General features: G+C 69.5%; 19 protein-coding genes and 7 pseudogenes. 13 read left to right on the top strand and 13 right to left on the bottom strand.

Features of this window, described 5'->3' with window-relative positions; translation table 11 throughout:
• Positions 1 to 107 precede the first annotated feature (107 nt).
• Together AC07DU_RS28405 and AC07DU_RS28400 are read left to right on the top strand one after the other, a co-directional pair.
• Positions 108 to 992: a hypothetical protein gene (locus AC07DU_RS28405; RefSeq protein WP_479037814.1), complete on the top strand. Its 885-nt coding sequence runs from the start codon at positions 108 to 110 to the stop codon at positions 990 to 992.
• A 574-nt stretch (positions 993 to 1,566) separates the two neighbouring features.
• Positions 1,567 to 1,743: a hypothetical protein gene (locus AC07DU_RS28400; protein ID WP_479114476.1), complete on the top strand. Its 177-nt coding sequence runs from the start codon at positions 1,567 to 1,569 to the stop codon at positions 1,741 to 1,743.
• 356 nt (positions 1,744 to 2,099) lie between these two features.
• Here AC07DU_RS28400 and AC07DU_RS28395 read toward each other — a convergent pair whose 3' ends face one another.
• Entirely contained in the window at positions 2,100 to 3,176 is a 1,077-nt protein-coding gene (locus tag AC07DU_RS28395; RefSeq protein WP_479114474.1) for a tetratricopeptide repeat protein, read from the bottom strand.
• A complete protein-coding gene (locus AC07DU_RS28390) occupies positions 3,173 to 4,519 on the bottom strand; it encodes an ATP-binding protein (protein WP_479114472.1) in 1,347 nt (448 codons plus the stop codon). The genes AC07DU_RS28395 and AC07DU_RS28390 overlap by 4 nt, the downstream gene beginning before the upstream one ends.
• Before the next feature lie 92 nt (positions 4,520 to 4,611).
• Here AC07DU_RS28390 and AC07DU_RS28385 point away from each other — a divergent pair.
• Positions 4,612 to 4,941, top strand: a pseudogene (locus AC07DU_RS28385) (NF041680 family putative transposase); the annotation flags it as partial.
• Here the strand turns inward: AC07DU_RS28385 and AC07DU_RS28380 are convergent.
• Both AC07DU_RS28380 and AC07DU_RS28375 read right to left on the bottom strand, forming a co-directional pair.
• Positions 4,933 to 5,196: a hypothetical protein gene (locus AC07DU_RS28380; protein ID WP_479114470.1), complete on the bottom strand. Its 264-nt coding sequence runs from the start codon at positions 5,194 to 5,196 to the stop codon at positions 4,933 to 4,935. The pseudogene AC07DU_RS28385 and the gene AC07DU_RS28380 sit on opposite strands and share 9 nt — an antisense overlap.
• A 72-nt stretch (positions 5,197 to 5,268) precedes the next feature.
• Complete coding sequence (locus tag AC07DU_RS28375; protein WP_479114468.1) at positions 5,269 to 5,796, bottom strand: GNAT family N-acetyltransferase; 528 nt, start codon at positions 5,794 to 5,796, stop codon at positions 5,269 to 5,271.
• Between the two features lie 62 nt (positions 5,797 to 5,858).
• On the opposite strand from AC07DU_RS28375, the pseudogene AC07DU_RS28370 reads away from it, so the two are divergent.
• Together AC07DU_RS28370 and AC07DU_RS28365 are read left to right on the top strand one after the other, a co-directional pair.
• Positions 5,859 to 6,197, top strand: a pseudogene (locus AC07DU_RS28370) (transposase family protein); the annotation flags it as partial.
• Between the two features lie 138 nt (positions 6,198 to 6,335).
• On the top strand, positions 6,336 to 7,121 hold the full coding sequence (locus AC07DU_RS28365) for a TSUP family transporter (protein WP_479114466.1): 786 nt from the start codon (positions 6,336 to 6,338) through the stop codon (positions 7,119 to 7,121).
• 299 nt (positions 7,122 to 7,420) lie between these two features.
• On the opposite strand, the gene AC07DU_RS28360 is transcribed toward AC07DU_RS28365, so the two are convergent.
• Positions 7,421 to 7,726, bottom strand: a complete 306-nt coding sequence (locus AC07DU_RS28360; RefSeq protein WP_479114463.1) for an ATP-binding protein — start codon at positions 7,724 to 7,726, stop codon at positions 7,421 to 7,423.
• A 960-nt stretch (positions 7,727 to 8,686) separates the two neighbouring features.
• Here AC07DU_RS28360 and AC07DU_RS28355 point away from each other — a divergent pair.
• Positions 8,687 to 9,019 carry a MerR family transcriptional regulator gene (locus AC07DU_RS28355; RefSeq protein WP_453371737.1) on the top strand — a complete coding sequence of 111 codons (333 nt, stop codon included), beginning with the start codon at positions 8,687 to 8,689 and terminating at the stop codon, positions 9,017 to 9,019.
• 311 nt (positions 9,020 to 9,330) lie between these two features.
• Entirely contained in the window at positions 9,331 to 9,741 is a 411-nt protein-coding gene (locus AC07DU_RS28350) for an ATP-binding protein (protein ID WP_479037952.1), read from the top strand.
• A 37-nt stretch (positions 9,742 to 9,778) separates the two neighbouring features.
• Here AC07DU_RS28350 and AC07DU_RS28345 read toward each other — a convergent pair.
• Positions 9,779 to 9,928 (bottom strand): annotated as a pseudogene (locus tag AC07DU_RS28345) (IS701 family transposase); the annotation flags it as partial.
• Between the two features lie 149 nt (positions 9,929 to 10,077).
• On the opposite strand from AC07DU_RS28345, the gene AC07DU_RS28340 reads away from it, so the two are divergent.
• The 3 genes and pseudogenes from AC07DU_RS28340 to AC07DU_RS28330 all read left to right on the top strand — a co-directional run.
• Positions 10,078 to 10,866 carry a class I SAM-dependent methyltransferase gene (locus AC07DU_RS28340; RefSeq protein WP_024756398.1) on the top strand — a complete coding sequence of 263 codons (789 nt, stop codon included), beginning with the start codon at positions 10,078 to 10,080 and terminating at the stop codon, positions 10,864 to 10,866.
• A 145-nt stretch (positions 10,867 to 11,011) separates the two neighbouring features.
• Positions 11,012 to 12,268 (top strand): IS701 family transposase, encoded by a 1,257-nt coding sequence (locus AC07DU_RS28335; RefSeq protein WP_479114460.1) that lies wholly within the window; start codon positions 11,012 to 11,014, stop codon positions 12,266 to 12,268.
• Between the two features lie 511 nt (positions 12,269 to 12,779).
• Positions 12,780 to 13,032: pseudogene (locus AC07DU_RS28330) on the top strand (IS110 family transposase); the annotation flags it as partial.
• Here AC07DU_RS28330 and AC07DU_RS28325 read toward each other — a convergent pair.
• Positions 13,020 to 13,280 (bottom strand): FxLYD domain-containing protein, encoded by a 261-nt coding sequence (locus tag AC07DU_RS28325; RefSeq protein ID WP_360893464.1) that lies wholly within the window; start codon positions 13,278 to 13,280, stop codon positions 13,020 to 13,022. The pseudogene AC07DU_RS28330 and the gene AC07DU_RS28325 sit on opposite strands and share 13 nt — an antisense overlap.
• Positions 13,281 to 13,770: 490 nt before the next feature.
• Here AC07DU_RS28325 and AC07DU_RS28320 point away from each other — a divergent pair, with 490 nt between their 5' ends.
• A complete protein-coding gene (locus AC07DU_RS28320; protein WP_479037838.1) occupies positions 13,771 to 14,046 on the top strand; it encodes an isoamylase early set domain-containing protein in 276 nt (91 codons plus the stop codon).
• A gap of 505 nt (positions 14,047 to 14,551) precedes the next feature.
• Here the strand turns inward: AC07DU_RS28320 and AC07DU_RS28315 are convergent.
• The 4 genes and pseudogenes from AC07DU_RS28315 to AC07DU_RS28300 all read right to left on the bottom strand — a co-directional run bounded on the left by AC07DU_RS28315 (position 14,552) and on the right by AC07DU_RS28300 (position 18,867).
• Positions 14,552 to 14,974: an STAS domain-containing protein gene (locus AC07DU_RS28315; protein WP_479114458.1), complete on the bottom strand. Its 423-nt coding sequence runs from the start codon at positions 14,972 to 14,974 to the stop codon at positions 14,552 to 14,554.
• Positions 14,975 to 15,484: 510 nt separating this feature from the next.
• On the bottom strand, positions 15,485 to 16,171 hold the full coding sequence (locus tag AC07DU_RS28310; protein ID WP_479037847.1) for a hypothetical protein: 687 nt from the start codon (positions 16,169 to 16,171) through the stop codon (positions 15,485 to 15,487).
• Between the two features lie 663 nt (positions 16,172 to 16,834).
• Positions 16,835 to 17,560 (bottom strand): annotated as a pseudogene (locus AC07DU_RS28305) (Tn3 family transposase).
• A gap of 275 nt (positions 17,561 to 17,835) precedes the next feature.
• Positions 17,836 to 18,867 carry an SGNH/GDSL hydrolase family protein gene (locus tag AC07DU_RS28300; RefSeq protein ID WP_479114456.1) on the bottom strand — a complete coding sequence of 344 codons (1,032 nt, stop codon included), beginning with the start codon at positions 18,865 to 18,867 and terminating at the stop codon, positions 17,836 to 17,838.
• A gap of 970 nt (positions 18,868 to 19,837) precedes the next feature.
• On the opposite strand from AC07DU_RS28300, the gene AC07DU_RS28295 reads away from it, so the two are divergent.
• Entirely contained in the window at positions 19,838 to 20,548 is a 711-nt protein-coding gene (locus AC07DU_RS28295) for a 2-phosphosulfolactate phosphatase (protein ID WP_479114454.1), read from the top strand.
• A 19-nt stretch (positions 20,549 to 20,567) separates the two neighbouring features.
• Here AC07DU_RS28295 and AC07DU_RS28290 read toward each other — a convergent pair.
• A pseudogene (locus AC07DU_RS28290) lies at positions 20,568 to 21,281 on the bottom strand (transposase family protein).
• Between the two features lie 145 nt (positions 21,282 to 21,426).
• Between AC07DU_RS28290 and AC07DU_RS28285 the strand changes: the two are divergent.
• A pseudogene (locus AC07DU_RS28285) lies at positions 21,427 to 21,731 on the top strand (transposase); the annotation flags it as partial.
• A gap of 1,070 nt (positions 21,732 to 22,801) precedes the next feature.
• On the opposite strand, the gene AC07DU_RS28280 reads toward AC07DU_RS28285, so the two are convergent.
• On the bottom strand, positions 22,802 to 24,507 hold a 1,706-nt coding region (locus AC07DU_RS28280; RefSeq protein WP_479114452.1), incomplete at its 5' end, for a hypothetical protein.

Genomic DNA, 24,507 nt, shown 5'->3' with positions numbered 1-24,507 from the left:
GGAGGACATCACTCCGCTATTTTTATATGACTATGAGTGCTCCACGGACCTGGCTGATAACGATTGCTGCACTATGCGGCGCACTTCTTTCCCTTTGTGTCGTTTTGGTGCTTGTGTCGGCACGCTCGGGCGGCGCCCCGCCGACCGCCCCCGGGCCGCGTCCGTCCCCCGCCGGTGATCTGGAGCAGCGCATCTCCCGGTTCACCGCGGGATTCGGCGAGCGCGGGGGGTACCGCACCCCCACCGACCGCGAACGCCAAGCGTTCACCAGGGCCGTTGCCCAGCTGCTCGACGGGGATCCCGAACGCGCGCGGGCCGGGCTGGCGGAGATCGACTTCGCCCTCCGCACCGTCACGGACGCCGCCAGCGGACGCCGTTACGCCGAGGTGGCGGACGCAGCGAGTGAATCCGGCCACACCACCCGCGGCTGGGGCCGGGTGTACGTCGACCTCGACGGCCCCGCGCGCTGGTCGGTGCAGGTCCCCCACCCCGTCGCCGACGCCCGCACGGAACTCCTCGGGGCGCGGGTGCTGCGCGGCGCGCCGGGCGGAGTCCTGGTGCTCGCCGGGGCCCACCGCGACGCGGGAGAGGACGGAGAGGCGGACGTGGCGCACCGGGAGGACTCCGTCTTCCATGCCGTGGTGGACGAGCTCACGCGCAGAAACCTTCCGGGAGTCCAGCTGCACGGGTTCGCGGACGAGTCCTTCCCCGGCCGGGACGCGGTGGTCTCCACGGGCCGCGGCGACAGTGCGGTGGCGGACGCGGAGCAGCTGACGGCGGCACTGCGGCGGGACGGCCTGGACGTGTGCACGGCCTACTCCGCACGGTGCAAGCTCGCCGGGAGGGAGAACGAGCAGGGCCAGGCCGCCGCCGACCGGCGGTCCCGCTTCCTCCACGTCGAGCTGAACAGAAAGGTGCGGGACGACGACGCGCAGCTCCACCGGGCGGCCGCCTCGATCACGACCCTCACGGAACGCTGGTCCCGGCCGTGACGCTTAAATTGAATGCCAAGGCCAGCCTCCGCTACACCAGAGGGCCCGGAGGAGGAGATCGACGGTCTCCCCGGCAGGGCGAAGCCTCCGACAAGGGCAGAGGATGGTTGGGCAGCTCATTGACGCCGTGACGATGAAGTGGGGCCCCTCGCCACCGAACCGGCCGATGGTGACCCCCCGCCCGAGGTGATGGTCCTCGGCGCGGGCTGTGCGCCCTCAACTTGCCTAAAACAGCGGCTACTGACATGAACCAGAGCCAGGACACGGTGCTGCTCACGAAGGTGGGCCGGACCGCCGGGGTGGGCTGCGCCGCCGTTGCGAGGTGGCGTAAGCGCCTGTCCGGCCTTCCCGCGCCGGTGGGCGGTAGGGAAACACAAGTCCGGCGTTCGTCCGCCGCGCGGTGGTGACCTGGCTCCGGGAGCACGGCAAGCTCACGGTCCCCACCACTTCGCCCGCCGCCACGATGCGTGCGGGGGGTGCGGGGGGTGCGGGGGGTGCGGGCGGGTGTACTTGGACCGTGTGGGTCGATGACCCGCTGCTACTCCCGCCGGACGACGTCGAGGGGACAGACCGCGTGTCCGATGGGGTGACGGAGGCGGGCGCCGAGGTGTTGGCGGAGCTGGTGAAGGGGGGCGTACGGGATGACCGTGGAGCGGCTGGCCGCTTCGGGATCGCGCCGCTCGCGATGACGGGCGATGTCCTGGTGTCCGGGCGGGCGCGTCCGAGCCGGGCTTACGTGGAGCTGTCCTGACGCCCGGGTTCGGGGCACTGCCGACTCCCCGTCAGGGGCTGTCCGGCACGGGCGAGTGTTCTGCGGTCCGGGCGCGGAAGGCCGGTGCACGGGCGGCCAGCCTGCGGCGGCATCGTCCCGGCGTCACCGGTGCCCGGAGCAGGGGAGTGCCTCGCCCGCGGCGGAGTGGCGCCCCGGCGGCTGCATCCGCTGCGCAGAGCCGGCCTGCAAGCGCACCGACGTCACGGCGGGTGGGGCCGCACGTGTTCTGGGCGCCGCCGGGCACACCTGATGACTGGCCGACCGGGGCCGGGTCTCTGCAACGCACCGCGCACCGATCCCCGCAACGCGTCCCGCCGCCGCGTTCGGGGCGCTGGTCACCCGGTCTTCCTGCGGTCGTACGCCATGGTCGAGAGCGACGCCACCAAGCCGGCCCAGAAGAGGACCTCGGGCACACTCCGGTCGGTCCACGGAATCTGGGATATCAGCAGTGCGCAGAGCATGGTCAACGCGGCCTGTCCCAGCACGATCCGGGCCCAGCGGCCACGGCGTACGAGGGAGCGGATGTTGAGCTGCACTCCGGTACGCAGCCGGCGGTAGCGCAAGAGAGCGCCGAAGCCCCAGATCGCGGCCATGACCATCAGCACCCAGACCCGGTTGCCGAGCGGTACGGGCAGCTCCCGCAAGATCGGGTCCTTGGCCGTGGCGAAGAGATCGATCATCACTCCGGCAGCTGCCAGGCAGACGAGCGCGAGCCAGCGTGTTCCCCGCAGCAGGCGGTACGTGGCATGGTCGAGGCCGCTGCGCAGCATCGGGGACTGGGGTGCGCCCGCCAGGCCTGCGGAGTACATCTCCGCGGCCTGGGCGGCCTTGACGTCCGGGGTGTTGGCCATCGCGTCGGTGTGCATGGCTTGTGCAGTCTCGTTGGACGGGTCGAGGCGCAGCCATTCGACCAGCGCCTGCTTCGCGACGTCCTGACGCTGCGTGCGTACGGCCGCGAAGCACAGGGCCTGGTGGGCGTCGGGCTCATGCGGGGCGAGGCGCACGGCCTCGTGGGCCGCTTCGTACGCCCGCTCGTGATCGGCAGGCGGGGCCGTGGCATAGGCGACGAGCACGCCGGACAGCGCGAAATGGGAGGACCACTTGTCGGGCGCTCTGCGGACGGCCTCCTCTGCCGCCGTCCGAGCCTCGGACGGCCTGCCCTGGTGGAGCAGCACCCGGGACAGCAGAATGAGCGCGCCGACGTGCCCGGGCGAGATCCGGAGCATCTCGCTGGCTGCCCGCTCCGCGAGCTCGTACTCGCCGAGTCTCTCGTGGGCGACTGCGAGCAGCTGCCAGGCCCATTCGTCGTCCGGCTCCTCGGCGAGGTGGGGGGCCAGCACGGCCTTGGACTCCTCGAACCGCTCTGCCGCCTGCAGCGCACCGGCGCGCGCCACCACCGGATTCACGCTCACAGCTTCCGCCTCTTCTTCAGGTACGTCACCAGGTCGTCGTACATACCGCCCTCGTTGGCGAACATCGCCACGTTCCGCGCTGCCGCGAACCACGGTTCGGTCGACGGGACCACCGACTTCGCGGCGTCGAGCAGGTCCTTCGTTCCGATCATGCGGATCAGGCCGGTGCGTACCGAGTCGAGCAGCGCGCTCTCGGCCGCCGACTCGCACACATGGGCCAGGTCAGCACCCGAGAGGCCGTCCGTCGCCTTGACGAGACGTCCCAGATCGACTGCCTCGATGGGACGTTCGCGCAGGTGGTAGCGCAGGATAGCCTCGCGGGCGGTGGCGTCGGGCGGTAGGACGAGCAGAGTGCGGTCGAGCCGTCCCGGACGCCGGAGCGCGATGTCCACGTCCCAGGGGACATTGGTGGCGGCGAGGACGAACACGCCTTCATTGGCGGCGGAGTGAATGCCGTCGAGCTCGGTGAGGAGCTGGTTGACGGTGTTGCGCATGCCGCTGTGCTGCGTACGGCTGCGTTTGGCGCCGAGCGCGTCCAGTTCGTCGAGGAAGACGACACAGGGCGCCTGGCGGCGGGCGGTCTCGAAGACCTCGTGCATGTTGCGTTCGGAGTTGCCGATCCACATGTCAAGGACGTCGTTGACGGACACGGACAGGAAGTTCGCGCCGAGCTCGCCGGCGACCGCACGGGCGATGAAGGTCTTGCCGCAGCCGGGCGGGCCGTAGAGGAGGAGCCCACCGCGCAGGCTCTTGCCGTACAGCTTGCGCAGTTCGGGGTTGCGCATCGGCGCGAGGAACGCGGCTTCGAGGCGGTCCTTGACCTCCTGCATGCCGCCGACATCCGCGAGCCGCACGACGCCGGGAGAGGACACCTCCCAGGCAGCGGCGTCCCCGGGGTCTTCGCAGACGCCGAGCGGAGGCTCGACGAAGCGGGGCTCGACGATCCCGTCGACCTCCTGCTCGGCCGCCCGCCAGTCGAACCCGGCGCGGCGGGACGACTCATCGGGGGCGCCTACCGGATCCGCCGGCGCCGCCGATTCGGCGGACGCGGCCGCGGAGTCGCCGGACGACACAGGATCAGCGACCGTGGAGGTGTTCTCGGCCACGGGCGTGGGGGCTGCCGGCATCCCCATCGCCCGCACCATCAACTCCCGCGCCGCTCCGTCCCCCGGAGCATGCTGCAAGGCCGCCGCTGCCTCCGTCACTGCAGCGTCGTGCAGCCCCGCGGAAAGCAGCAACTCCGCGAGGTGTAGCCGCAGAGGGACATCCTCAGGGGCAGCGGCCACGGCTGTGCGCAGGCTCTGTATCAGCGGGGATTCAGGGGCGGGAGTCTCTTCCGGCATGATCCATGTTTACGCGGAACCGCTGACGAGAGTCCAGGCGGGGTGGTGTGCGGTGGATCACCAAGGTGGCTGCGTAGGCGAGAGCCAGGCTCTGGCTCCTGGCCGCACACGCTCAACTCCGCCTCGCCCGCCCGCTCGCGCGGGACCCGCGCCGCCCCTGGGAACGACCGGCGGAACCGAACAAGCTCCCCCCTGCCCGTGTCCGCCGCGGGTTCAGGAACCTGCACGCAAAGACCGGCACGCCAGCCAGCGCACCCAGCCGGCCCGGCCCCGGCCGCCCTCCCGGCTCGAAGAACGGAAGACCGGCTCCCCGTTACGAGGTCGGACGCGTCCTTGCCACCGGCGGGTCCTACACCCGGCCCGCACACCACGAGGTCGGCACGAAGCCCCGACGCACTGGCGGGTCAGCAAGCTCAGACTGATAGGAGGAATCCACCGATCTGGTATTCCAGCCCCTCACGGAACTCCAGGTGCGGGATAGCACTGCGCATCGCCGGATACAAGGCGGGCGGCACCTCGTAGACCGCGGTCTCAAGGAAGTCGTCGTCCCGCTCGGGGAACAGGTCCCTGATCCTCAGGATCTCAACTCGGTTGAGGCCAGTGACATGTGCGGCTTGCTCGTCGCTGTCCCAGCCGATGAGGTCCCACCCAAGGGTTTCGGTGTCGATGTCGTTCACGCGCCTACGGTAAGCGCGAACTGCCCATGAGGTTAAACAGCAAAGTTCGGGTTGTCCCGTAACTGCCGGTCGTCACGGGTGTGCATCGCGCAGGTCCCGGATGTACCAGTCGAACCGGATGGCGTCGTTGCCGTGCGGCTGCTTGGCAGGGGTGAATCCTGCCCGCTGCGCGACTGCAGCGGAGGCGGGATTCTCCGGATCGACCTGGATCACCGCCTCCTCCCCTCCCTGAGCGGCCGCGTACTGAGACGCCAGGAGGACTGCGCGGGTAGCCAGGCCACGCCCCCTCCAAGACGGATAGAGGCCATAGGCGACATTCACCTGACCGGGAGCCAGGCCCTCTTCTGCGAAGCGCAGGTCGATCGTCCCCGCGAGTGTCTCGTCGCCGCCCACCCGGATGCCGAAAGCGCGGAGCGGACCGGCAGTGTTCCACTGTTCCCAGCAGTGCCGGAAGTACGCTTCAACACCTTCGCGCGTGCCCGGACCGCCGTTAAGCCAGCGAGCCAGCAGCTCATCCTCGCCCGTGAGATGCGCGTCCCGATCGTCCAGGCGCAGCGGCGACAGAGTGATGATCCCGTCGGACAGCTTCACTTCATGCATCCACCGATCCTTGCCGCCGGAGCTGCGTCGCGCCATCGGATTCCCGGGGGATGCCGCCCGGAGCTACCGCGCCAGGAGAGCCGTGGAGCCTTCCGCTGCAGGACCGTGCCCTGCTGGTTGTGGCGTACTGGGGTACGAACCTCACCATGCGCCAGCTTGCCCCGCTGTTCGGTGTCTCGAAGTCGGCGGCGGACCGGATCCTCGACCACCTCGGGCCGATGCTCGCACTCCGGCCCAGCAAGCGGTTCGCCAAGGACACCGTGCTGATCGTCGATGGCACCCTGGTGCCCACCCGCGACACACATCGCCGAGCGGTCGAAGAGCTACCGGTACTCCACCAACCACCGGTCGTCACCGACGCCGACACCCACTTGGACGTCGTGGTCGGCCGGCCACTCGCCTTCCTGCTGCCGGAGATGCCCGGTGGCCTGCGGGCGCTGCGCGACCCGGACCGCGCCGAGGCGTGAACACCCCGGCGGCCGGGCCGGTCCGGGGCAGGCAGATACTGGCCCGGCCGGCCGTCGAGAGGGGAGTCCGCGGTGACCTGGTCCACGCCGCTGCTCGCGTTCACCGCCGGGCTGCTGATCTCGACGCTGACCGCGCCGGTGGGCGTGTCCGGGGCGGTGTTCCTGCTGCCGGTCCAGGTCAGCGTGCTGGGCGTGCCGAGTCCGGCGGTCACGCCGACGAACCTGCTGTTCAATGTCGTCGCCGGGCCCGGCGCCCTGGCCCACTACCGGCGGGCCGGGAGCCTGGGCGGCCCGCTGACCCGGCTGCTGGTCACCGGTACCGTGCCCGGGGTCCTGATCGGCGCGGCCGTGCGGATCTTCGCCGTCCCCGGCCCGCGCGTCTTCCGGCTGCTGGTCGCCGCCCTCCTGCTGCCGCTGGGCATCTGGCTGTGTGTGCGCACGCTGCGCCCGGCCCGCACCCGGCCCGCCGCCGTGCCCCCGTCCGGGCGGGCCACCACGGCGCTCGCGCTGGCGGTGGGCACGGTCGGCGGGATCTACGGGATCGGCGGCGGCTCGATCCTCGGGCCCGTCCTGGTGGGCCGCGGCGTGCCGGTGGCCACCGTCGCCCCGGCGGCCCTGGCCTCCACCTTCGTCACCTCTGTGGTGGGCACGGGCACCTACGCCCTGCTCGCCTTGGTCGCCGAGGGCGACATCGCCCCGGACTGGACGCTTGGCCTGGCCGCCGGGCTCGGCGGGCTGGCCGGCGGCTACCTCGGCGCCCGCCTGCAGCCCCGGCTGCCCGAGACCGCGCTGCGGCTGCTGCTCGGCGGCCTGGCCGTGGGCGTCGGCGTCCTATACCTCTACCAGGGGCTGCACTGACGCCAAGCCACCGGATGCCGGGTCCGCGGCAGTCACCCCGGTATGTGGTTCCGGCTGACGGACACCCCCGCTGTACGGCGTGCACGGCGGCATCTTCGCGGCTGAGCGGCTGACTACCTGTAGTCCGTCCGGGGACGGGGGTCGCGGCGGCGGCCTTCGCTTTCGTCTCAAGCAGGCTGCCGGCTGTCGGGGCCGCGCGGGGGCTATGGCTATCCGCGGGGGAGGAGGGCGCGTACGGTCTTGCCGCCTTCGGATGTGGGCGTGACGAAGGTGGCGCGGGCGAGGTCGTTGACCATGTGTCAGCCGAACCCGCCGGTGCCGTCGATGAGGTCGGGGGTAAGCATCCGGGGCAGGGTGGGGCCGGGGTCCCCGACGGAGACCTCGATGACGTCGGGGTGGGCACGCAGGCGGAGCGTGTAGGTGCCGCTGCCGTGGAGCAGGGCGTTGGTGACGAGTTCGGAGACGACCAGGACCACACTGCCCGCGCACTCCGGGTCGATCCCCGACGGCCCGAGGGCGTCAAGGAAGGACCGGGCGCTCTGGCGCGCCTCGGCGACGTCGCTCAGGGCGCCAAAGGCTGTGCGCTCGCGGCTCAGCGTGGTCATCGCGCGCTCCGGGTCCGTTGTTGGTGTCGGCCTTGCCTGCCCGGTCGTTGCCCCCCTCCCGTCAGAGTTGAACCCGACGGCACCCGATTACCTCAGAACCTGACACCGGAAAATCTGCACTGACCGAAGTAGACATTCGCCGGTGCTGTAGTTATGATTTCTCTCGTACCCCAGAAAGACCGCAGGGCCCGGCAGAGACGACCCGCCGGGCAGCAGTACAGGTAGTTGCAGTTCAGCAGTCCAGTGCGGTGTGGTCGTGGAGTGTCGAAGCCGGGCTTGTGCACGATGGCGACGGGACTGACGACCGGACCGGGTGGCCCGCAGTGATCAGGGGCCACCATCAAGCAGTACCGCGGTTAACGCAGGTGGCAGTACCCGCAAGTGCAGTTCGCAGTACAGCAGTGAGAAGTACCCGCGGTAGCAGTACCCAGCAGTGAAGTCAGTTAGAGCGGTACCTCGGTGAAGGCGTCGGCTGCGGGCGCGCGCACCGGGAAGTTCGGCAGTGGGGTTCTAAGCCAGAGCAGACGCAGGTTGGGCGACGGGGCTGGCTGCCGAAGTGCGGTGCTCGGTCAGGCCGCGAGTAGTACAAGTGGTTCGCAGTACAGCAGTTGGCCTCATAAGTAGTCCCCCGTATAGAGCAGTACCAGCAGTAGGCAGTCCCCCGCATTGGTAGGTAGTTGATCACCGAGGGATGAACGGAGGAGCCGAGCGCCATCAGGATCGCCCGGACGGAGTGTTGAGTCCGGGTACCGCAGGACATCGTTTGTGAGGTGGTCTCCGGTCAGGCAACCGCGATCCCCGCACCCCCGACAGCTTCACAGTCGGAAGTGTGGACACAGTAGGCCGGCGCAGTTCCAGGGCCGGCAGATGGTGTAGTCAGTTCCTTCGGGGCCCTGGTGCCATAGGCGCCAGGGCCCCTCCGTACGCTCCACCCCTCAGTACGTTCATGAGACAGGTGCGATGACAGCAGATGACTCGTTCGGTCGTCTCGATGACGACGACTTCCCCGCCTACACCATGGGCCGGGCCGCCGAGATGCTCGGCACCACCCAAGGCTTCCTCCGCGCCGTCGGCGAGGCCCGGTTGATCACCCCGCTGCGCTCCGCCGGCGGCCACCGCCGCTACTCCCGCTACCAGCTACGGATCGCCGCCCGTGCCCGAGAGCTCGTCGACCAGGGCACCCCGGTCGAGGCCGCGTGCCGGATCGTCATCCTGGAAGACCAGCTTCAGGAAGCGCAGCGCCTCAACGCCGAATACCGCACCGCAGCCGCGGGCCCCAAGGCTGCGGCCTGAAACGGCGTAGCCGTTCTCCTCTGTCGTGCCACCCACGCTGCCCGGGACGCATGCCGTTCCTAGGCCGAACTCCGCCCTCGCAGAACCTGAGGGACGGCGTGCAGTCCCGCTGCCTCGAGCGGGAAGCCGTCTTGCTGTTCCAAATCACCCGGGCGGTCAGATTTTCGTTTTGTGCTCTGGTGTAGGGCTGCCGTTTCGGGGTATCCGGCCAAGCAACCGTGTGGCTTGCTCAGGATGAAGGTGGCGCTGTGGCTGCTGTGGTCTCCCAAGACGGGCCTGGGTTGTTGTTCAGCCGTCCGATCGGCTCGGCCATGGCCTTGGACGGCGGTGAGCCGATCGCCGTGTCCAGGCGAGCTGCCCGCAGTTTCATGACCGACGTGCAGGCCGTTCACGGGCTGCCGGTGTCGGACCGTGCGATGAGCATGGTGGAGCTGGTGGTCAGCGAGCTGGTGACCAACGCCTACAAGTACGCGCCCGGGCCGTGTCTGCTGGAGCTGGAAATCGCCGGAGGCTTGGTGGAGATCAGTGTGTGGGACACCGGTGCCCGGCTGCCCGCGGTGAGTCCGGCTGATCCGAGCCGGATCGGGCAGCACGGCCTGGAGATCGCGATGGCGGTGTGCCGCAGTTTCGAGGTACGGCGCGAACCCGTTGGCAAGCGGGTGAAGGTCACGATAGGGCTGGCCGACGACCCCGGCGGAGCCCCGGCCGGATACCTCGCGTGATCATGATGGCTAGTACTCCAGCCGTAGATCGTGATCTTCATGGCTGGGCGGCTGCTTGCCGTCGGTAGTGGCAGTCGCGGGCGCGGGCCTGGTGTCGGCGTCGCCAGTGTGACCAGCGGAGTCGGTGCGCGAGGTCGTGGGCCCGGCTGGTCAGGGTGGTGAACAGGCGTTGGATCTCGGTGCAGGTCGGTATGGACCGAGGCCGGCCTGTGGCGTCGGCTGCACCGGGCGGTGCGGGACGAACTCGGGAACGAACGGCTCGTTGGATCTCGAAGGATGTGAGGGCCGTCGGGAGCGGCCCGGAACTGAACTGGTGCAGCACACGTCTCCCGCACCATGATCTCAAGTGAGCGCCAAGAGCACGCGATCTCCACCAAGCTGGTCTCGCCGTCCGCAGTGAGTGCGGAACCGTCGAAGACCAACGACTATAACAGCTTCGCCGAGGCGTACGCGGCCGCAAACGAAACCAACCTGGTCAATGCCTACTACGAGCGGCCCGCGATGCTGGCCCTCGCTGGAGACGTGGCCGGCCGACGGATTCTCGACGCCGGCTGCGGCTCGGGGGCCCTGTTTGCCGCGCTGCGCGACCGTGGCGCCGTTGTGAGTGGCTTCGACACGAGTGCCGGGATGCTGGAGCTGGCTCGGCGGCGGCTCGGCGACGGTGCGGACCTGCAGGTGGCGGACCTGGGCAGCCCGCTTCCTTACGCTGATGACACATTCGACGATGTAACGGCGTCCCTGGTGCTGCACTATCTGGAGGACTGGGGGCCGGCGCTGGCCGAGCTGCGACGCGTACTCAGGCCCGGCGGTCGGCTGATCGCATCTGTCGACCATCCCTTTGCCATCAACCTCATACACCGCGAGGCCGGTCGCGAGGCCGAGCACAACTACTTCGACACCACCAAATGGACCGTGGAGTGGACCATTGGCGGCCATACCGCCCTGGTGAGCAGGTGGAACAGGCCGCTGCACGCGATGATCGAGGCTTTCATCGGGGCCGGTTTCCGGATTACGGTCATCAGCGAGCCGGAGCCTGATCCCGCCGCCCGCGAGATGTTCCCCGAGGCCATCGCGGCCAAGCCGCGCTTCCTGTGCTTCCTGTTCTTCGTCCTGCAGGCCGACTAGTACTCCAGCCGTAGGTCGTGATCTTGCTGGTCGGGGCCGGTGCGGAGACGGCTGCGGCCACCGTTGACCATCGTGAGTTGTGTCGACCAACGAAGATCAGGCGGTGGCCGCAGGTCACAGCGTAGTGCCTGCCCGGTGGCGGTCGATGTTCGACCAGCTGACGGGCCGTATCGCGGGCCGGTTCGCGCGGGTCGAACCACGCCGCCACGCAACGGCGTTGGTGCTGGGCCTGCTGGCGGACCTGCCAAGGAAGAACTGCTGGACGCTGGCCGAGCACGCGGGCGACTCCACCCCGGACGGCATGCAGCACCTGCTGCACCGCGCGAAGTGGGACGCCGACGCGGTCCGCGACGACGTACGCGCCTACGTGGTCGAGCACCTGGCCGATGACGAAGCCGTGCTGGTGGTCGACGAGACCGGCGACCTGAAGAAGGGCACCGCCACGGTCGGCGTCCAGCGCCAGTACACCGGCACGGCGGGCCGGATCGAGAACTCCCAGGTCGCCGTCTACCTCGTCTACTCCGCCGCCTGCGGGCATGCCGCGATCGACCGGGCCCTGTACGTCCCGCGCTCGTGGACCGACGACCTCGACCGCTGCCGGACCGCCGGCATCCCCGAAGACCTCACCTTCACGACCAAGCCGGTACTGGCGGCTCGGATGATCACCCGGGCCCTGGATGCGGGAACGCCCGCCCGCTGGGTCGCCGGCGACGAGGTCTACGGCGACAACCCGCACCTGCGGGCCGCGCTGGAAGACCGCCGGACCGGCTACGTCCTGGCAGTCTCCAGCACCCACCAAGTCACCACGGTGGCAGGGAAGTTCCCGGCCAAGGCCATCGTGGCGAAGATCCCGAAACGGGCCTGGCAGCGGCGCTCGGCCGGAGCGGGCGCCAAGGGCGAGCGGTACTACGACTGGGCCCAGGCCGACATCCACGGCCCCGCCGACCGGCCCGGGCACTGGTGGCTGCTGGTCCGCCGCAACCGGAGAAGCGGCGAACTCGCCTTCCACCGCTGCTTCTCACCCCACTCCGTCCCGCTGTCCGACCTGGTGCGGGTGGCCGGACGGCGCTGGACGGTGGAGGAGACCTTCCAGGCCGGCAAGGGCCTGGCGGGGCTGGACGAGCACCAGGTCCGCCGCTGGACCTCCTGGCACCGCTGGGTCACCCTCGCGATGCTCGCCCACGCCTTCCTCGCCGTCACCGCAGCCGCCGAACGCCGCGACCACCCCGCCCCCGACGACCTGATCCCCTTGACCTGCAACGAGATCCAACGCCTGTTCACCACCCTGACCAGCCGGGCCCACGACCTCGCGCACCGACTCCGCTGGTCACACTGGCGACGCCGACACCAGGCCCGCGCCCGCGACTGCCACTACCGACGGCAAGCAGCCGCCCAGCCATGAAGATCACGATCTACGGCTGGAGTACTAGGCTCTTGCCACACGAGTGGGGCAGCGCGACAGCTCTTGACTCGCGATCCACACCCCGGTCAGGGGAGGCTGCGCGAGGGCCTTCCCGACGACGGTGTGCCGGCGACTCCGGCAATTGCCGGCACATGTGATCAGGGGCCGTGGCCAGCCCATGGCGCCGATCCGGCACGGACTGGGTGTCAGGCGCTCGGGGGCCATGAGTGCTGGAAACAATGGTCCACATTGGTCCACATGCGGACCTGCTGGGTGTATCAATTTCGAGGCGGCCCGGAGCGTCAGGTCCTCGAGGTCCTGGCCGAGGGGGACGGAAAGCCCCGGCAGATCCACCTACGGCCGTCCCGTTCGCATGGGCTGGTGGACGGGCCGGTGACCGCCCATCTGCTGGAGCTCTTGGCTGAGGTATGCCCCCAGGAAAAGTGCCTGATGGATCGGCGGTCCGGGCAGCATTCCGCTTCGCAGGACGCTGGCGCGGCCAAGGACGAGACCTACGGCGCCCCTCCTGCGTAACGCCGGTTTACTGTCAGGCTGCGCCGGCAACTCGGCGCGGTCCCACGGCGGCAACCGGCAGCTCAAGCGCGCCGTGTTCCTCTCCGCGTTCGCCGCCCTGCACGACGGGCCTCCCGCACTACTACGACTGCCAACGCGCCAGCGGAAAGACCCACACCCAGGCCCTCCTCCGCCTCGCCCGCAGACGCATCGACGTCATCCACGCCAGGCCAGCGACTCAGGACGCGTAGCGGCTGACGTCCGTGATGCGGCAGGTGATCTTGACCGTCACCTGATCCAGGCTCTGGGCCGTCACCGCCGACTGCTGCCCCGGCGCCAGGTCGTTCGTGCTGGCGTACGCCTCGCTCAACCGCTTGCCGGTCGCGTCGACGAACTCAACCTGCACCCAGTAGTCGCTGGCCTTGCTGGACCGGTTGGTGATCAGCAGGTTGGCATGGGGCCAGTTCGAGGAATCCACCTCGCATGCAGTGATCTTCACATCGCCCCTCGGTCCGTTCTGCTCCTGAGGCCGTCCCGAAGGCGGCGTGGTCGCGGACTGCTGTGCAGGGCTCGACGGGGCTCTGCGCTGCGGCTCACTGTCCCCGTTTCCGTCAATGAGCAGGCCTGCGATCACCAACACCACGACCAGGACGATCGCACCCAGACACGAGCATCCGATGATCTTACCGGCGTTGCGTTTACGTGGAGGAGGTGGTCCCCACTGCGGCGGATAACCGCCCGGTGGTGACCCCTGGCCCCAGCCGGGCGGCGGTTCCCCATTCGACATGCGTCCAGCGTCCGCCCGGACGGTGCCGGACGCATCCGGACTGTTCCGCGCGAAGGGATCAGGATCCCGAGGCATCGCCCTGACCCCATGAGTGCCGGGCGGGTGAAGCCGCTGCTCCGGGCGGCCGCGTGCGGGTGCTTGCCTGCGCTGGGGGCCGCAGGATGAGCCGAAACAGCCACCCTGTCTGCAGGAGTTCTTTGCCATGCTCGAACGTAAGCTGCTCAAGGACCGTGCCCAGGTCACCTTCGTCCTTCCCGCCGACATCCCGCCCGGTCCGGTCAGCGTGGTCGGTGACTTCAACGAGTGGAAGCCCGGCGCCCACACCCTGGAGCCCCGCAAGGACGGCACCCGTGCCGTCACCGTCGGTCTGCCGGCGAAGAGCGTGCACTCCTTCCGCTACCTCGCGGCGGGTGACTACTGGTTCGACGAGGACCACGCCGACGGCCACGACGGCATCAACAGCCTCCTACACACCTGATCCCACATCTCCGGGGGCGGATCCACCCGAGCGGTCCGCCCCCGGCCCACAGCTGCTGGGACCATTCGGTGGGTAGGTGTGCGCATTGAACCGTGGTCAGAGGTCTCGCCTCGTGCCGGCACCGCAGGGAGCAGACGATGGAACCGACGACACGACGCCGCCCGTCGGCCGACCTTTTCCCGTTGAAGGTCGTCTTCTGCGGGTTTTGCCGGGCCACTGCGGCCACGGGTGGAGCGCGGACTCTCAGCGCCGAGGGGGAGTTCCTGTCGGTGACCTGGCACATCCCTGCCTGCCCGCACCACGCAGCCGATCTCATCCTCACCGAGGACAACTGAAGGCACTGCCGAGTGCTTGGCGGCAGCAAGAGCCCGTAGATTTCTCCGGCGGTGCCACGGACGGCGACAGCGTTCAGAACCCCGCGGCCGGCAGCGATGACGACCCTGCTGTCGGACGCGGTATCGCATCACACGCCAGAGGCAGCCCTCGCATACCGGATTGCGGGCCCTCACTCACCCGGCACGGTAGAAAGGCTCGGCGTTTCGACACCGAAGTCCGCGCTGTGCCGAGCATCCTGTGCGCGTTGCTCGATCAGCCGGCGGAAGCCCGCCAGCGCGTACCGCTCCCCGGTAGCCGAACCCGGCCCGCGGATCCCGGCGACCTGGGCCATGAGCTGCTGGGGCTGAGGCTGCCAGCCGATGACCAGGACCCGCAGGCCAAGGCACTCCGCGCGGCGGTGCAGCTCCAGGAGGTGGAGCAGACCGCCGGAGTCCATGGACACCACGCCGTGTAGATCGACCATGAGATCCCGCGCGTCGATGGTGATGTCGTCCAGCGCCTGCTGGAGTACCGCTCCCGCCTCCTCATCGAGCTCACCGCCGACACTGACCAGGACGGAGCCGCCGCAGTGCTGAACCTGAGTGGTGATCATCCGCTCTCCTTCCCTCCGAGGCGCACGACGCACACGAGGCCCCGCGAGGCCCCCATCCTGACCCGGCGTGCACCGGCGCCAGTGCGAGGCGCGCGGAAACCCGGCCGCGGACTGCTGGCCGGATCCGGGGGTGCGCCGAAGGGCGGCTGAACCGTTGGCTGGACGGGCCGACTCCTGTCTCAGCTTGGTCGGGGACAACCAGTCCCACCCCGGTGCGCTTGTCGACCTCCTCGCCAACTAGGCGGCGCTCCTCCGGGGAGTACGCGGTCAAGGGGTACGGGCCGCGTTCGGGTGACGCCGGGCACGGAGGAGCGCTAGGTGTATTGATCACGAGCGTTGTTGACAGGTACCCCTTCCCAGGATGCTGCCGAGCATCAGGCCAGCCACCAGCGAGATCAGCGCCTCGGTCACCAAATGCCGGGTCGGAGCGATCTCCGCGTCCTTCGCAGCGCGCGGGACGCACCCGTACGTCCATCCGGTCTCGCCGTCTGTCGCGTCCGGGGTTTCGCGTCAGCCGGTGCGGACCGCCGTGACCGTGAAGCGCTCGACATCGGCGATGTGCCCGCCGGTGGACGCGACGACGGTCAGGGCCGGGTCACTGGCGCCGGTGAACGACACGGTCGTGTTCCAGGGCTGCGCGTTTCCGCCGGCCGGAATGCAGCACGAGGCGCCGATCGGCGCCGTGGACGAGGGTTGGCGCACGTCCACACGGATGCTCTCGTCCACACCGCTGATCCGGCCGCCAGTCCCCATCGGGGAGCGCACGACTGATCCGTATGCGGGAGCCGTCAGCGAGAACGTCGTGTCGTCGGTGCCTACCACTTCCCAGGGGGCATCCGGGCCGGCGCCGTACCGCACGAGGTGGATGACCGCGACGGTGCTTTTGTAGCCCTCGGCGCCGGGGGGCAGCTTCAAGCCGACGCCGATACGGGCATCGCGGCCAGTGACGGTGCGCTGGGTCACCCGGCCGACGTCCTTGAAGCCGAGGTATCCCTGGGTGAAGGCGAGCGCGGTCTGCTCCGGGTCGAGATGCCAGGGCTGGTGGCCCCCGGATCGATACTCCTGCTGCCAGGCGTCGGCGCGGGCGAGCGTGGTGAACGGCCACAGGGGCTGGAGGTGCGTGGAGCCGAGTGGCGGCGTGCCTCCGTCGGACCCGGGCGCAGTGGGCGCGGGCGTACCGGGAGTGGTGGCGGGCACGCTGGGTGCGGTCGGAGCTGCGGAGAGCGCCGAGGACGTGCCCGGCACGACGGAAGGGGGTGGCCGCGGGGGTGCTTGCCCCCCGGAGCCACTGCAAGCGGTCAGCGCGCCCAACGTGGCTGCCCCCACGAAGAGCTGGGTGAGTCGGCAGAGTGGGAGCCGGATGTTCATGTTGACCCCAGAACCTCGGTACCGAACGTCGGCACCGCCTGAGCTCATGGTGCCATTAGTGGAGGTCGACGGCGAGAGGCCCGGGGAGGGGAACTTGTCTGCCGGGGTAAGGGGCCGATCCACACGCGGCACGGCGGACAGGGCTGGGTCGTTCAGTGGCCGGCGCCGCCCCGGTGCACAGCATCGGGCATGGGGAAGTGCTCCGTCTTGTTCCCGGCCCGAGGGCGGGCGAGCGTGGCGAATCGGCTGAGGGCCCAAAGTCCTTCGCGGAGGGTATGCCGGGGGCCGGGGACTGCGCGGTGGCAGCGGCCTCCTGTGCGCGGGCCTGCTCCAGAACACCGAGCGGGGCCGTCTTCTGAGGCTGAGCACCACTCAAGCGACAGGCCCCACGGACGCTCCGTCCGTGGTTCGGCTGCACTCGTGCAGGCTCCTCACTCAGGCCGATGAGCTCCGGCGGCAGCACCGGCGGATTGCCTTGCGTCCAGGTGATGTTCAGGTCGGCGCGGTGCAGTCGCCAGCCGTCCGCGGGTGCCGCGCTTGCCGTGGCACACGTCGCGGGCCAGCTTGTGCTGGGACTCCTGCACGAGCCAGTGGCTCCAGCGGACCGTACGCGCCTGTCTCTACTCCGGGAAGGGACGCGCGCCAGAATCGTTGGTCGTCCAGATCTTTGAACCGGGGGCTGAAGTCGTAGCCCAGGATGCGGAAGATGCCGAACGATGTCGCTGTACGAGGCGTTGTCGGTGGCGACCATCTCTGGCTTCACCCCGCCGTCGAGGTTCAGCAGGGCGTCCAGGATGTGCAGGGAGTCGCGAGGGTGCCCGGGACCACCGTCTGTCCAATGCCCGCGACTTGCTCGTTGACGGCGTTGAGCCAGGTGATGCCGCGCTTGAACCCGAAGTGCTTCGGCGACGGGGCGGCGTTGATGGTGCGGACGGGCACGACGAACCGCAGTCCGTCGACCGAGGCCAACAGCCCGTCTCCCCAGCACCGCACGATCGGCACCTGGCCCTGCGCCTCGATCAGTGCGGCGTTCGCCCCGGCAAGGGTGTCGGTCCGCAGGTAGAACTGGTCGACGTGCACCAGCCGGGAACGGTGAAGCGCCTCATGTGGGGGGTTGATGACCGGGGTCATGCCGATGTTGCACGCCTCCGAGACCACGAGGGCCACCAGTGAGGTGGTCAGGTCCTTCATGCGGGTTGTGCCGTCGCCCAGGTGCACGAAGGCGTCCAGGAACCCGGTACAGCCGTGCACCTCGAAACAATAGCTCCGGCAGGTCGATCTTCGAGAGCATCTTCTCCACCCGCCCCCGCAGCCACGTCACGGACTTCGGTTCGCCCAGGGCACCGAGTTTTTAACCCGTTCAGCTTCGCCCGGCCGCCCGGCGGGGGAGAGGCGAACACGTCCCGGCGCTGAAGCGCGCGGTACTGCTGCTCCAGCACACACACCACGTATGCGTCCCTGTCCACGGCCCCCGGCGGCAAACGGGGCGGTCGTCAGCCTTCGAGAAGAGCGTCGCGGACAGCGCGTTCGACGAGGGGAGCGGCGTCGGCGTGCTCCCTGGCGTTGGGGTGGAGCAACGTGGCGCGTTTTCCGATGGCGGCGCAGTCGAACGGCAGGCCGCCGGGCGGCACGCTCGGCCAGAAGGGCGCGGCGTCGCCGCAGATCCCTTCGATCCACTGGGTGGCCTCGGGCGTGCATACGTCATGGCCCACGCTGGAGGTATACCGGTCGACGTAACGGTCGCCGTGGACCGCCGTCTCTCCGCGAATGATCTCGTTCAGGGCCTTCAGGGCGTCCTCCCGCAGCCAGTCGATGTCAGTGGGGCTGATCGGGCAGAGCTGCGCGGGGCCGCCGCCGCATACGCTGGCCTGCTCCGGCAGAACGGCCGGGTAGCCAACCGTGATGACTTTGGCGTGGGGCGCGGTGCGGTGGATGGCATCGAGCATCGTGCTGTATTCGGCGCGGATCCTGGCGAGCTTGGCGCCGAGGCTCTCCACGCCCTGGGGCGGATGGCCGTAGTACTCCCTGCACGACATGTGGGAGAGGCTGAGCTCCAGGCATTCACCGAAGGGCAGGCTGATCGCGCCGATGCCGACAGTGACGACATCGGTTCGGTCGCTGAGCTGGGCCCGCCGGATCTGCGGATCCACCATGGGCCACCTGTAGGGGTCACCCTCGGGTGGCTGCACCGGGCTGGTCGGCTGCTGCCTGTCCCTCGTGACGTTCTCGACGGCGGCGTTGTCGCAACTGACGTCCGTCAGATGCACGGGCTTGTCCAGCGGGCGGACGGCGAGCCCCCGCCTGACGAGGTCGGGGTAGGAGTTGGCGGTCCGATCACAGCCGTCCCGCGACGTGTCGCCCAGCACAGGCCGCGGGGCTCCGACGAAGAGGCCGGCCGTGTATGAGTCGCCCAGCGCAACCCATTCGTACCGGCCGGTCGAGCCGACCGCGGCCGAGGGCAGGAGCACGGCCGCTGCCAGCACGGACAGTCCCATTACCAGCACTCGCGCGCGCAGACGGGACACGGGGTCTCGCATAGTTCCTCCGGGGAGTATGCGGATACCACCGGGCCGGAACGCGGCTCCGGACGACATCACAGCGCCGCCAAGAACGCTCCGGACATCGCAGTACACATCGGCGCACAACCGGGCCTCCCGCGCCGGTCTGCCCAAACTAATCAGATCTATCGTGTCGCCGGAGGCAGTGCCCGGCGCATACCCAGGGGGGCGGAGTCGCCCGCCGACTCGAAGAGACTGCACGACCTGGGGGTGGGACACGAGCGCACAGCAAACAGGGACGACTCACTCCGGTCCTTACCGTCGATGAGGTGGAGAACGACGCGCTACGGGCCATCGCCGACAGGTGCGAGATCACCGAGGTCACGTACGCGCCGCGCCGTAGACACTGTCCCGAACGCGTCGTCGGGGCCCCACCCCGCCGGGCCCCGACGGTGCTCACCGCCGACACGCCGCGTACGCCATCCCAACCGCCGCCGCACCGCCCCGTCGCCCGGACAGTTCACGGCCAGCCCGAACTCGCCGGGCGCCCGCTCCCAAGCGACGCCCCGCAACGAAACCCGAGACGAAGTCCTGGCAAGACCGAGCACCCGCACGCCCACCCCGCTCCCCCCGGTGCGCCCCGCACCCGGCGCCCCCGAGATGCGGGTTGCTGTGCGCGTGGCGCATGGCGTCACAAGCCCCCCCGTCACCGCGCTCCGCGACCAGACCTACGGCCCCCAACAACCTCCCTCAATGGCTTGACTCCATATGGCAGCCTCGGTGGCTTCGCCCGGCTCAACTCCGCCGCTCACGGCGCAGAACAGGCGGCGGGCGGGGAGCCTGCCGTCGGGGGTGAGGGTGAAAACGGTGGGCTCCATCACGGTGGTCGCGCGGGCCGTCTTCCCGTAGGCCCACAGGGTGAGGTCGACGGCCCGAGTCGCCGAAAGATCGTCAACGTGTTTTGTGGACCGCTTCAGTGGGCTGCGACCATGCCGGCATGGACTCGCGAGTAGTCGGAATACCCGACGTGGACGGCACCGAACAGGTGGCTGTTGTAATCGATGTGATGCGGGCGTTCACCACCGCCGCATGGGCCTTCCACCGCGGAGCAGACAAGATCGTTCTCGCTGCCGACGAGGGCGAGGCACTGGCGATCAAGGCGTGTCACCCGGGCTGGCTTGCGCTCAAGGATGGGGCACCGGTCAGCGGGTTTGACCTGGTCGACTCCCCTGGCCTGATGGAGGAGGCCGACTTGGCCGGCCGCACCGTGATTCAAAAGACCACAGCGGGAACGGTGGGAGCCCTGGCGGTCGTCGAGGCTAAATTGGCGCTGTGCGCCAGTTTCGCCGTGGCCGGCGCCACGGCCCGGGCCCTGACGGATGCTGGCGCCGACTCGGTGACGTTCGTGGCCACCGGTGAGGACGGCCGTGCCGCCGAGGATCTGGCCTGTGCCGAGTACCTGGATCGGCTCCTGGCCGGGACTCGTATCGACCCCGGCCCCTACCTGCACCGCGCCCGCACCTCCCCAGCCGCGGACGACCTGCGCAGCGGGCGACGCCGCGGTGCTCACCCCACCGATGTGGAGTTGTGTTTGGAGGTCGACCGGTTCGACTTCGCCATGAAGGTCGGGCTCGACGAAGGGATGGCGGTGCTGCGGCCGCTCCGGACTCGACCAGACGCGGTGTCCGCTGTACACCGCGCACGGTAATCAATGAGCCGTTCCCGCCTCACTCTGACGCGAGGTGGAGGGTGAGGACGGCCTTGACGATGTCGGTGATCCGGGTGGTGCTGCAGCGCAGCTTGAGCAGCAGGCGCCAGCCCTTGAGCTGGCCACGGCCTGCTCGCCCACGGCGCGAATCTTCGCATGGGCGACATTGACCGCCTGCTTGCCGCGGCAAGGGACGACCACGGTACCTCCCGCACCCTGATACCCCTTGTCCGCAAAGCACTTGATGCCTGCCTCGGCCAGAGCGTCGATGACGCGGTGGGTGCGGACGGCTGTGATGTCGTGGGTGGTGGCGCCGGGTAGAGCAGGCCCAGATAAGGCGTCCGAAGGGGTCGGTGATCACCTGCACGTTCATGCCGTGCTTCTTGTGTTTGCCGGAGTAGAACGGGCGGTCGGCGGCGATCCGGTCGATGGGCAACAGCGTGCCGTCGAGAATGACGAACGCCCTGGCGGAGGCGGCCGTTACGGCCTGTTCCAGGGTGGGGGCGACGGCGGCCAGGACGGTGACGGCCTCGTGTATGTAGCGGTAGACGGTGGCGACACCAACCCCGAAACCGACGGCGAGCTGGGCGTAGGTGTCTCCGCAGCGCAGGTGAGCCAGGGCGAGCAACGCCTGCTGTCCGGCGGGGAGCTTACGCCAGCGGGTGCCCAGCTCGCGCCGTCGGCGAGCGAGGTGCTGGGCGAGGAAGCGCAAGCTATGGCTGGACAGATCGATCGCCTCGCCGACGGGTAAATCAGCACGCGAAGCTCCTGGTGGTGCGGTTGATCTTGGTCGACGATCCTTCTACCAGGAGCTTCACCACTTCCCGACGTCAGGGCGCCCACCCGTCGCACCAGCCAAGCGATCGGGTTGGAAACGGATCGGCCTCGCCGACGCGTTGCTGTGCGCGGACGGACCGGTGACGGCGCCGGTCGATCTGACGCTGGTGGCTTGGCACCGGCGCCGACACGGTGCGATGTACCACGCGCTCAACGCGGAAACGTGGACGCGCCCACGCTGCGCCAGGTGCTGGCCGGCCTGCCCATGCCGCAGGCCGCCGACGGCCGCCTGGTCCTCGCGGTCGACGTGAGCAACTGGCCCGCCCGGACGCGCCGACGGTCCTCGGACCAGTTCGTGCCCGGCTGGCCCTACTTGTTCGTCGCGGCCCAATCCGGCCGGACGTCGCAGCAGGGTGGCCTTGCGGGCGTATGGGGCAAGGGCGGGGTATGCCGACGATTAGGGCCTCGACGGTCGGATTCACGGCTGTCACACGAGATGATGGTCCGGTGCGCTGCCGAGGTGGGCAAGCCCGTGTAGACGTTGCAGATGGCCCGCAGCAGTCTGCAGGAGAGCGTTGACGTCGACGCTCTGGAGGACTGGATGGCGCAGGTTGTGTGTCAGGACCATGACGCGCGAGCGGCGTCCGTTGTTGGTCAGCGCAGCGCGCCGGTGAGGACGAGGAGACCTTATCTGTTCGGTACGTGTAACTGGGCGGGATACGGCGACCGGGCCCTTGCCCTCACCGATGATGCTGCCTTGCTCAGATGCTGGCACGAGCAGTGGGGGCCGAGGTTTTCTCGCCCAGGGCGCTTACCTGGAGTTGGTGGTCGACAGACCGCCTTTGGATGTGAGGGCTGCGGCACGGATCGTCATCACAGGTCACGACCCGCGCGGCGCGGCGGGCGAGCGCCCTTCGCCATCTCACGGCCCGGGGACTCGCTCCGTTACACGCGCCTCACCAGCCCTGCTCACTCAGCACGCCGACGCCTTGATCGCCGATGAAGCGACGGCGCCAGAAGCCAACTGAATGTCACACGGGACGACGCATGCCTGGCGGAGGGCATCTATTCCTGTCGTTCAGCCCCGGACAGGCCCCAGGAGTGAAGAACGAGCAGCCCGAAGGCAGGCCCGTACGCCAATTGAATGAAGCGCGGCGACATTCGCTGTCAACCGTCGGCGTGGAATCGGGTCCCGGCACACTGCTGCTGGCACGACTGTGCAACAGCTTGGGCGCTCATTCATGCCGTCCGACGTGATGGTGTGGCATGCCCATGTGACCCGTCACCCCTCGGCGTATCAGTTTTCAGCCTCGGGAAGGTTCCGTCATGAAGCGTCAGTCTCTTCGCAGAGCGTGGGTCCGGGCCGTCACTACTCTCGCGGCGTCGGGGACTCTTGGCTTGCTTGTCAATCTCGGTTCGTCAACGACCGCTCCAGTCAACGCGACAGCTATGTCCGTTGATTACTCCATCGGGGTTTCAGGCTCGAACGGTGCTGTGAGTGCCGACTTCGAGCCCCGCCCACCGCGGGGGGCCGGTGACGACGGTGACGAGGGTGGCCGCGGTGGCCACGGTGACGAGGGTGACCAGGGTGACCACGATGGCCACGGTGACGAGGGTGACCACGATGGCCACGATGGCCACGGTGATGAGGGTGACCACGATGGCCACGGTGACGAGGGTGGCCACGGTGACGAACCAGACGGGCATGGGACGGGCCATGGCAAGCCTGGTGAGCACCCGCGCCCGCACCCCCGCCCACCAGGCCCCCAGGGTCCCCAGGGTCCCCAGGGCACGCAGGGCGCGCAGGGATTCCAAGGCACGCAGGGCACGCAGGGCACGCAGGGCAGCCAGGGCGCCGGGTCCCAGGGCTTCCAGGGCAGTCAGGGCTTCCAGGGCGCGCAGGGATTCCAAGGCACGCAGGGCCCCCAGGGCGCCGGGTCCCAGGGCTCCCAAGGCAGTCAGGGCTCCCAGGGCAGTCAGGGTTCTCAGGGCACCGGGTCCCAGGGCAGTCAGGGAGACGCCGGCCCGCAGGGAAGTCAGGGGGTCGCCGGAGCCCAGGGCAGCCAAGGCAGCCAGGGCGGTGCTGGGGCGCAGGGCAGCCAGGGTGGTACCGGGTCCCAGGGCAGCCAGGGTGGGGCAGGCCCGCAGGGAGGTTCGGGGAGTCAGGGCGGTCTCGGGGCGCAGGGTACTCAGGGAGACGTCGGCCCGCAGGGAAGTCAGGGCGTCGCCGGAGCCCAGGGCAGCCAAGGCAGCCAGGGCGGTGCCGGAAGTCAGGGCAGCCAGGGCGGTGCCGGAAGTCAGGGCAGCCAGGGCGGGCTCGGCAGCCAGGGAAATCAGGGCAATCAAGGCGGGGTCGGAACCCAGGGAAGCCAAGGCGGGCAGGGGACGCAAGGCGACATGGGCACACCAGGGTCCCAGGGCGTTCCTGGCACTCAGGGTGGTCCGGGTGTCCAGGGCGGTGCCGGTGTGCAGGGAGCTCAGGGCGGTATCGGTCCGCAGGGTTTCCAGGGTGCGCAGGGCAGCCCGGGTGGTTCGGGAGCTGGGCCGCAGGGCAGTCAAGGCAGTCCGGGTGTCCAGGGGTTCCAAGGCAGCCAAGGCAGCCAGGGAGTCCAGGGCGGCACGGGCGCCCAAGGGGACCAGGGCAGCCAGGGGTCCCAGGGCAGCCAGGGGTTCCAGGGCGGCGCCGGAGTCCAGGGCAGCCAAGGTGACGCCGGCCCGCAGGGCAGTCAGGGCACCGAAGGCAGCACCGGAAGCCAGGGCAGCCAGGGCGATGTCGGCAGCCAGGGCAGCCAGGGCGGCCCAGGCGCGCAGGGCAGTCAAGGTGACGCGGGAACGCAAGGAAGTCAGGGCAGCCAGGGCGATGCCGGCAGCCAGGGCAGTCAGGGCGGTCCCGGTGCGCAGGGCAGTCAGGGTGACGCCGGTGCGCAGGGAAGTCAGGGCGGCGAGGGCAGCCAGGGCAGCCAGGGCTTCCAGGGCGGAGCCGGCGTCCAGGGCAGTCAGGGCGGTCCCGGTGCGCAGGGCAGTCAGGGCACCGAAGGCAGCACCGGAAGCCAGGGCAGTCAGGGCAGTCTCGGGGCTCAGGGCAACCAGGGCGAGACCGGTACGCAGGGCAGCCAGGGCAGCGAGGGTGGCACTGGAGCCCAGGGAAGTCAGGGTGGTTCCGGCAGTCAGGGGAGTCAGGG

It is taken from the genome of Streptomyces sp. NPDC045695 (assembly GCF_056432025.1).
This window is presented reverse-complemented; position numbering and strand designations above follow the sequence as displayed.

Excerpts from the sequence above, each read along its gene's own strand:
- AC07DU_RS28350 (WP_479037952.1), top strand. The coding sequence starts at position 9,331 with ATGGCCTTGGACGGCGGTGAGCCGATCGCCGTGTCCAGGCGAGCTGCC.
- AC07DU_RS28360 (WP_479114463.1), bottom strand. The coding sequence starts at position 7,726 with ATGACCACGCTGAGCCGCGAGCGCACAGCCTTTGGCGCCCTGAGCGAC.
- AC07DU_RS28295 (WP_479114454.1), top strand. The coding sequence starts at position 19,838 with ATGGACTCGCGAGTAGTCGGAATACCCGACGTGGACGGCACCGAACAG.
- AC07DU_RS28340 (WP_024756398.1), top strand. The coding sequence starts at position 10,078 with ATGATCTCAAGTGAGCGCCAAGAGCACGCGATCTCCACCAAGCTGGTC.
- AC07DU_RS28375 (WP_479114468.1), bottom strand. The coding sequence starts at position 5,796 with ATGCATGAAGTGAAGCTGTCCGACGGGATCATCACTCTGTCGCCGCTG.
- AC07DU_RS28355 (WP_453371737.1), top strand. The coding sequence starts at position 8,687 with ATGACAGCAGATGACTCGTTCGGTCGTCTCGATGACGACGACTTCCCC.
- AC07DU_RS28335 (WP_479114460.1), top strand. The coding sequence starts at position 11,012 with ATGTTCGACCAGCTGACGGGCCGTATCGCGGGCCGGTTCGCGCGGGTC.
- AC07DU_RS28315 (WP_479114458.1), bottom strand. The coding sequence starts at position 14,974 with ATGATCACCACTCAGGTTCAGCACTGCGGCGGCTCCGTCCTGGTCAGT.
- AC07DU_RS28390 (WP_479114472.1), bottom strand. The coding sequence starts at position 4,519 with ATGCCGGAAGAGACTCCCGCCCCTGAATCCCCGCTGATACAGAGCCTG.
- AC07DU_RS28320 (WP_479037838.1), top strand. The coding sequence starts at position 13,771 with ATGCTCGAACGTAAGCTGCTCAAGGACCGTGCCCAGGTCACCTTCGTC.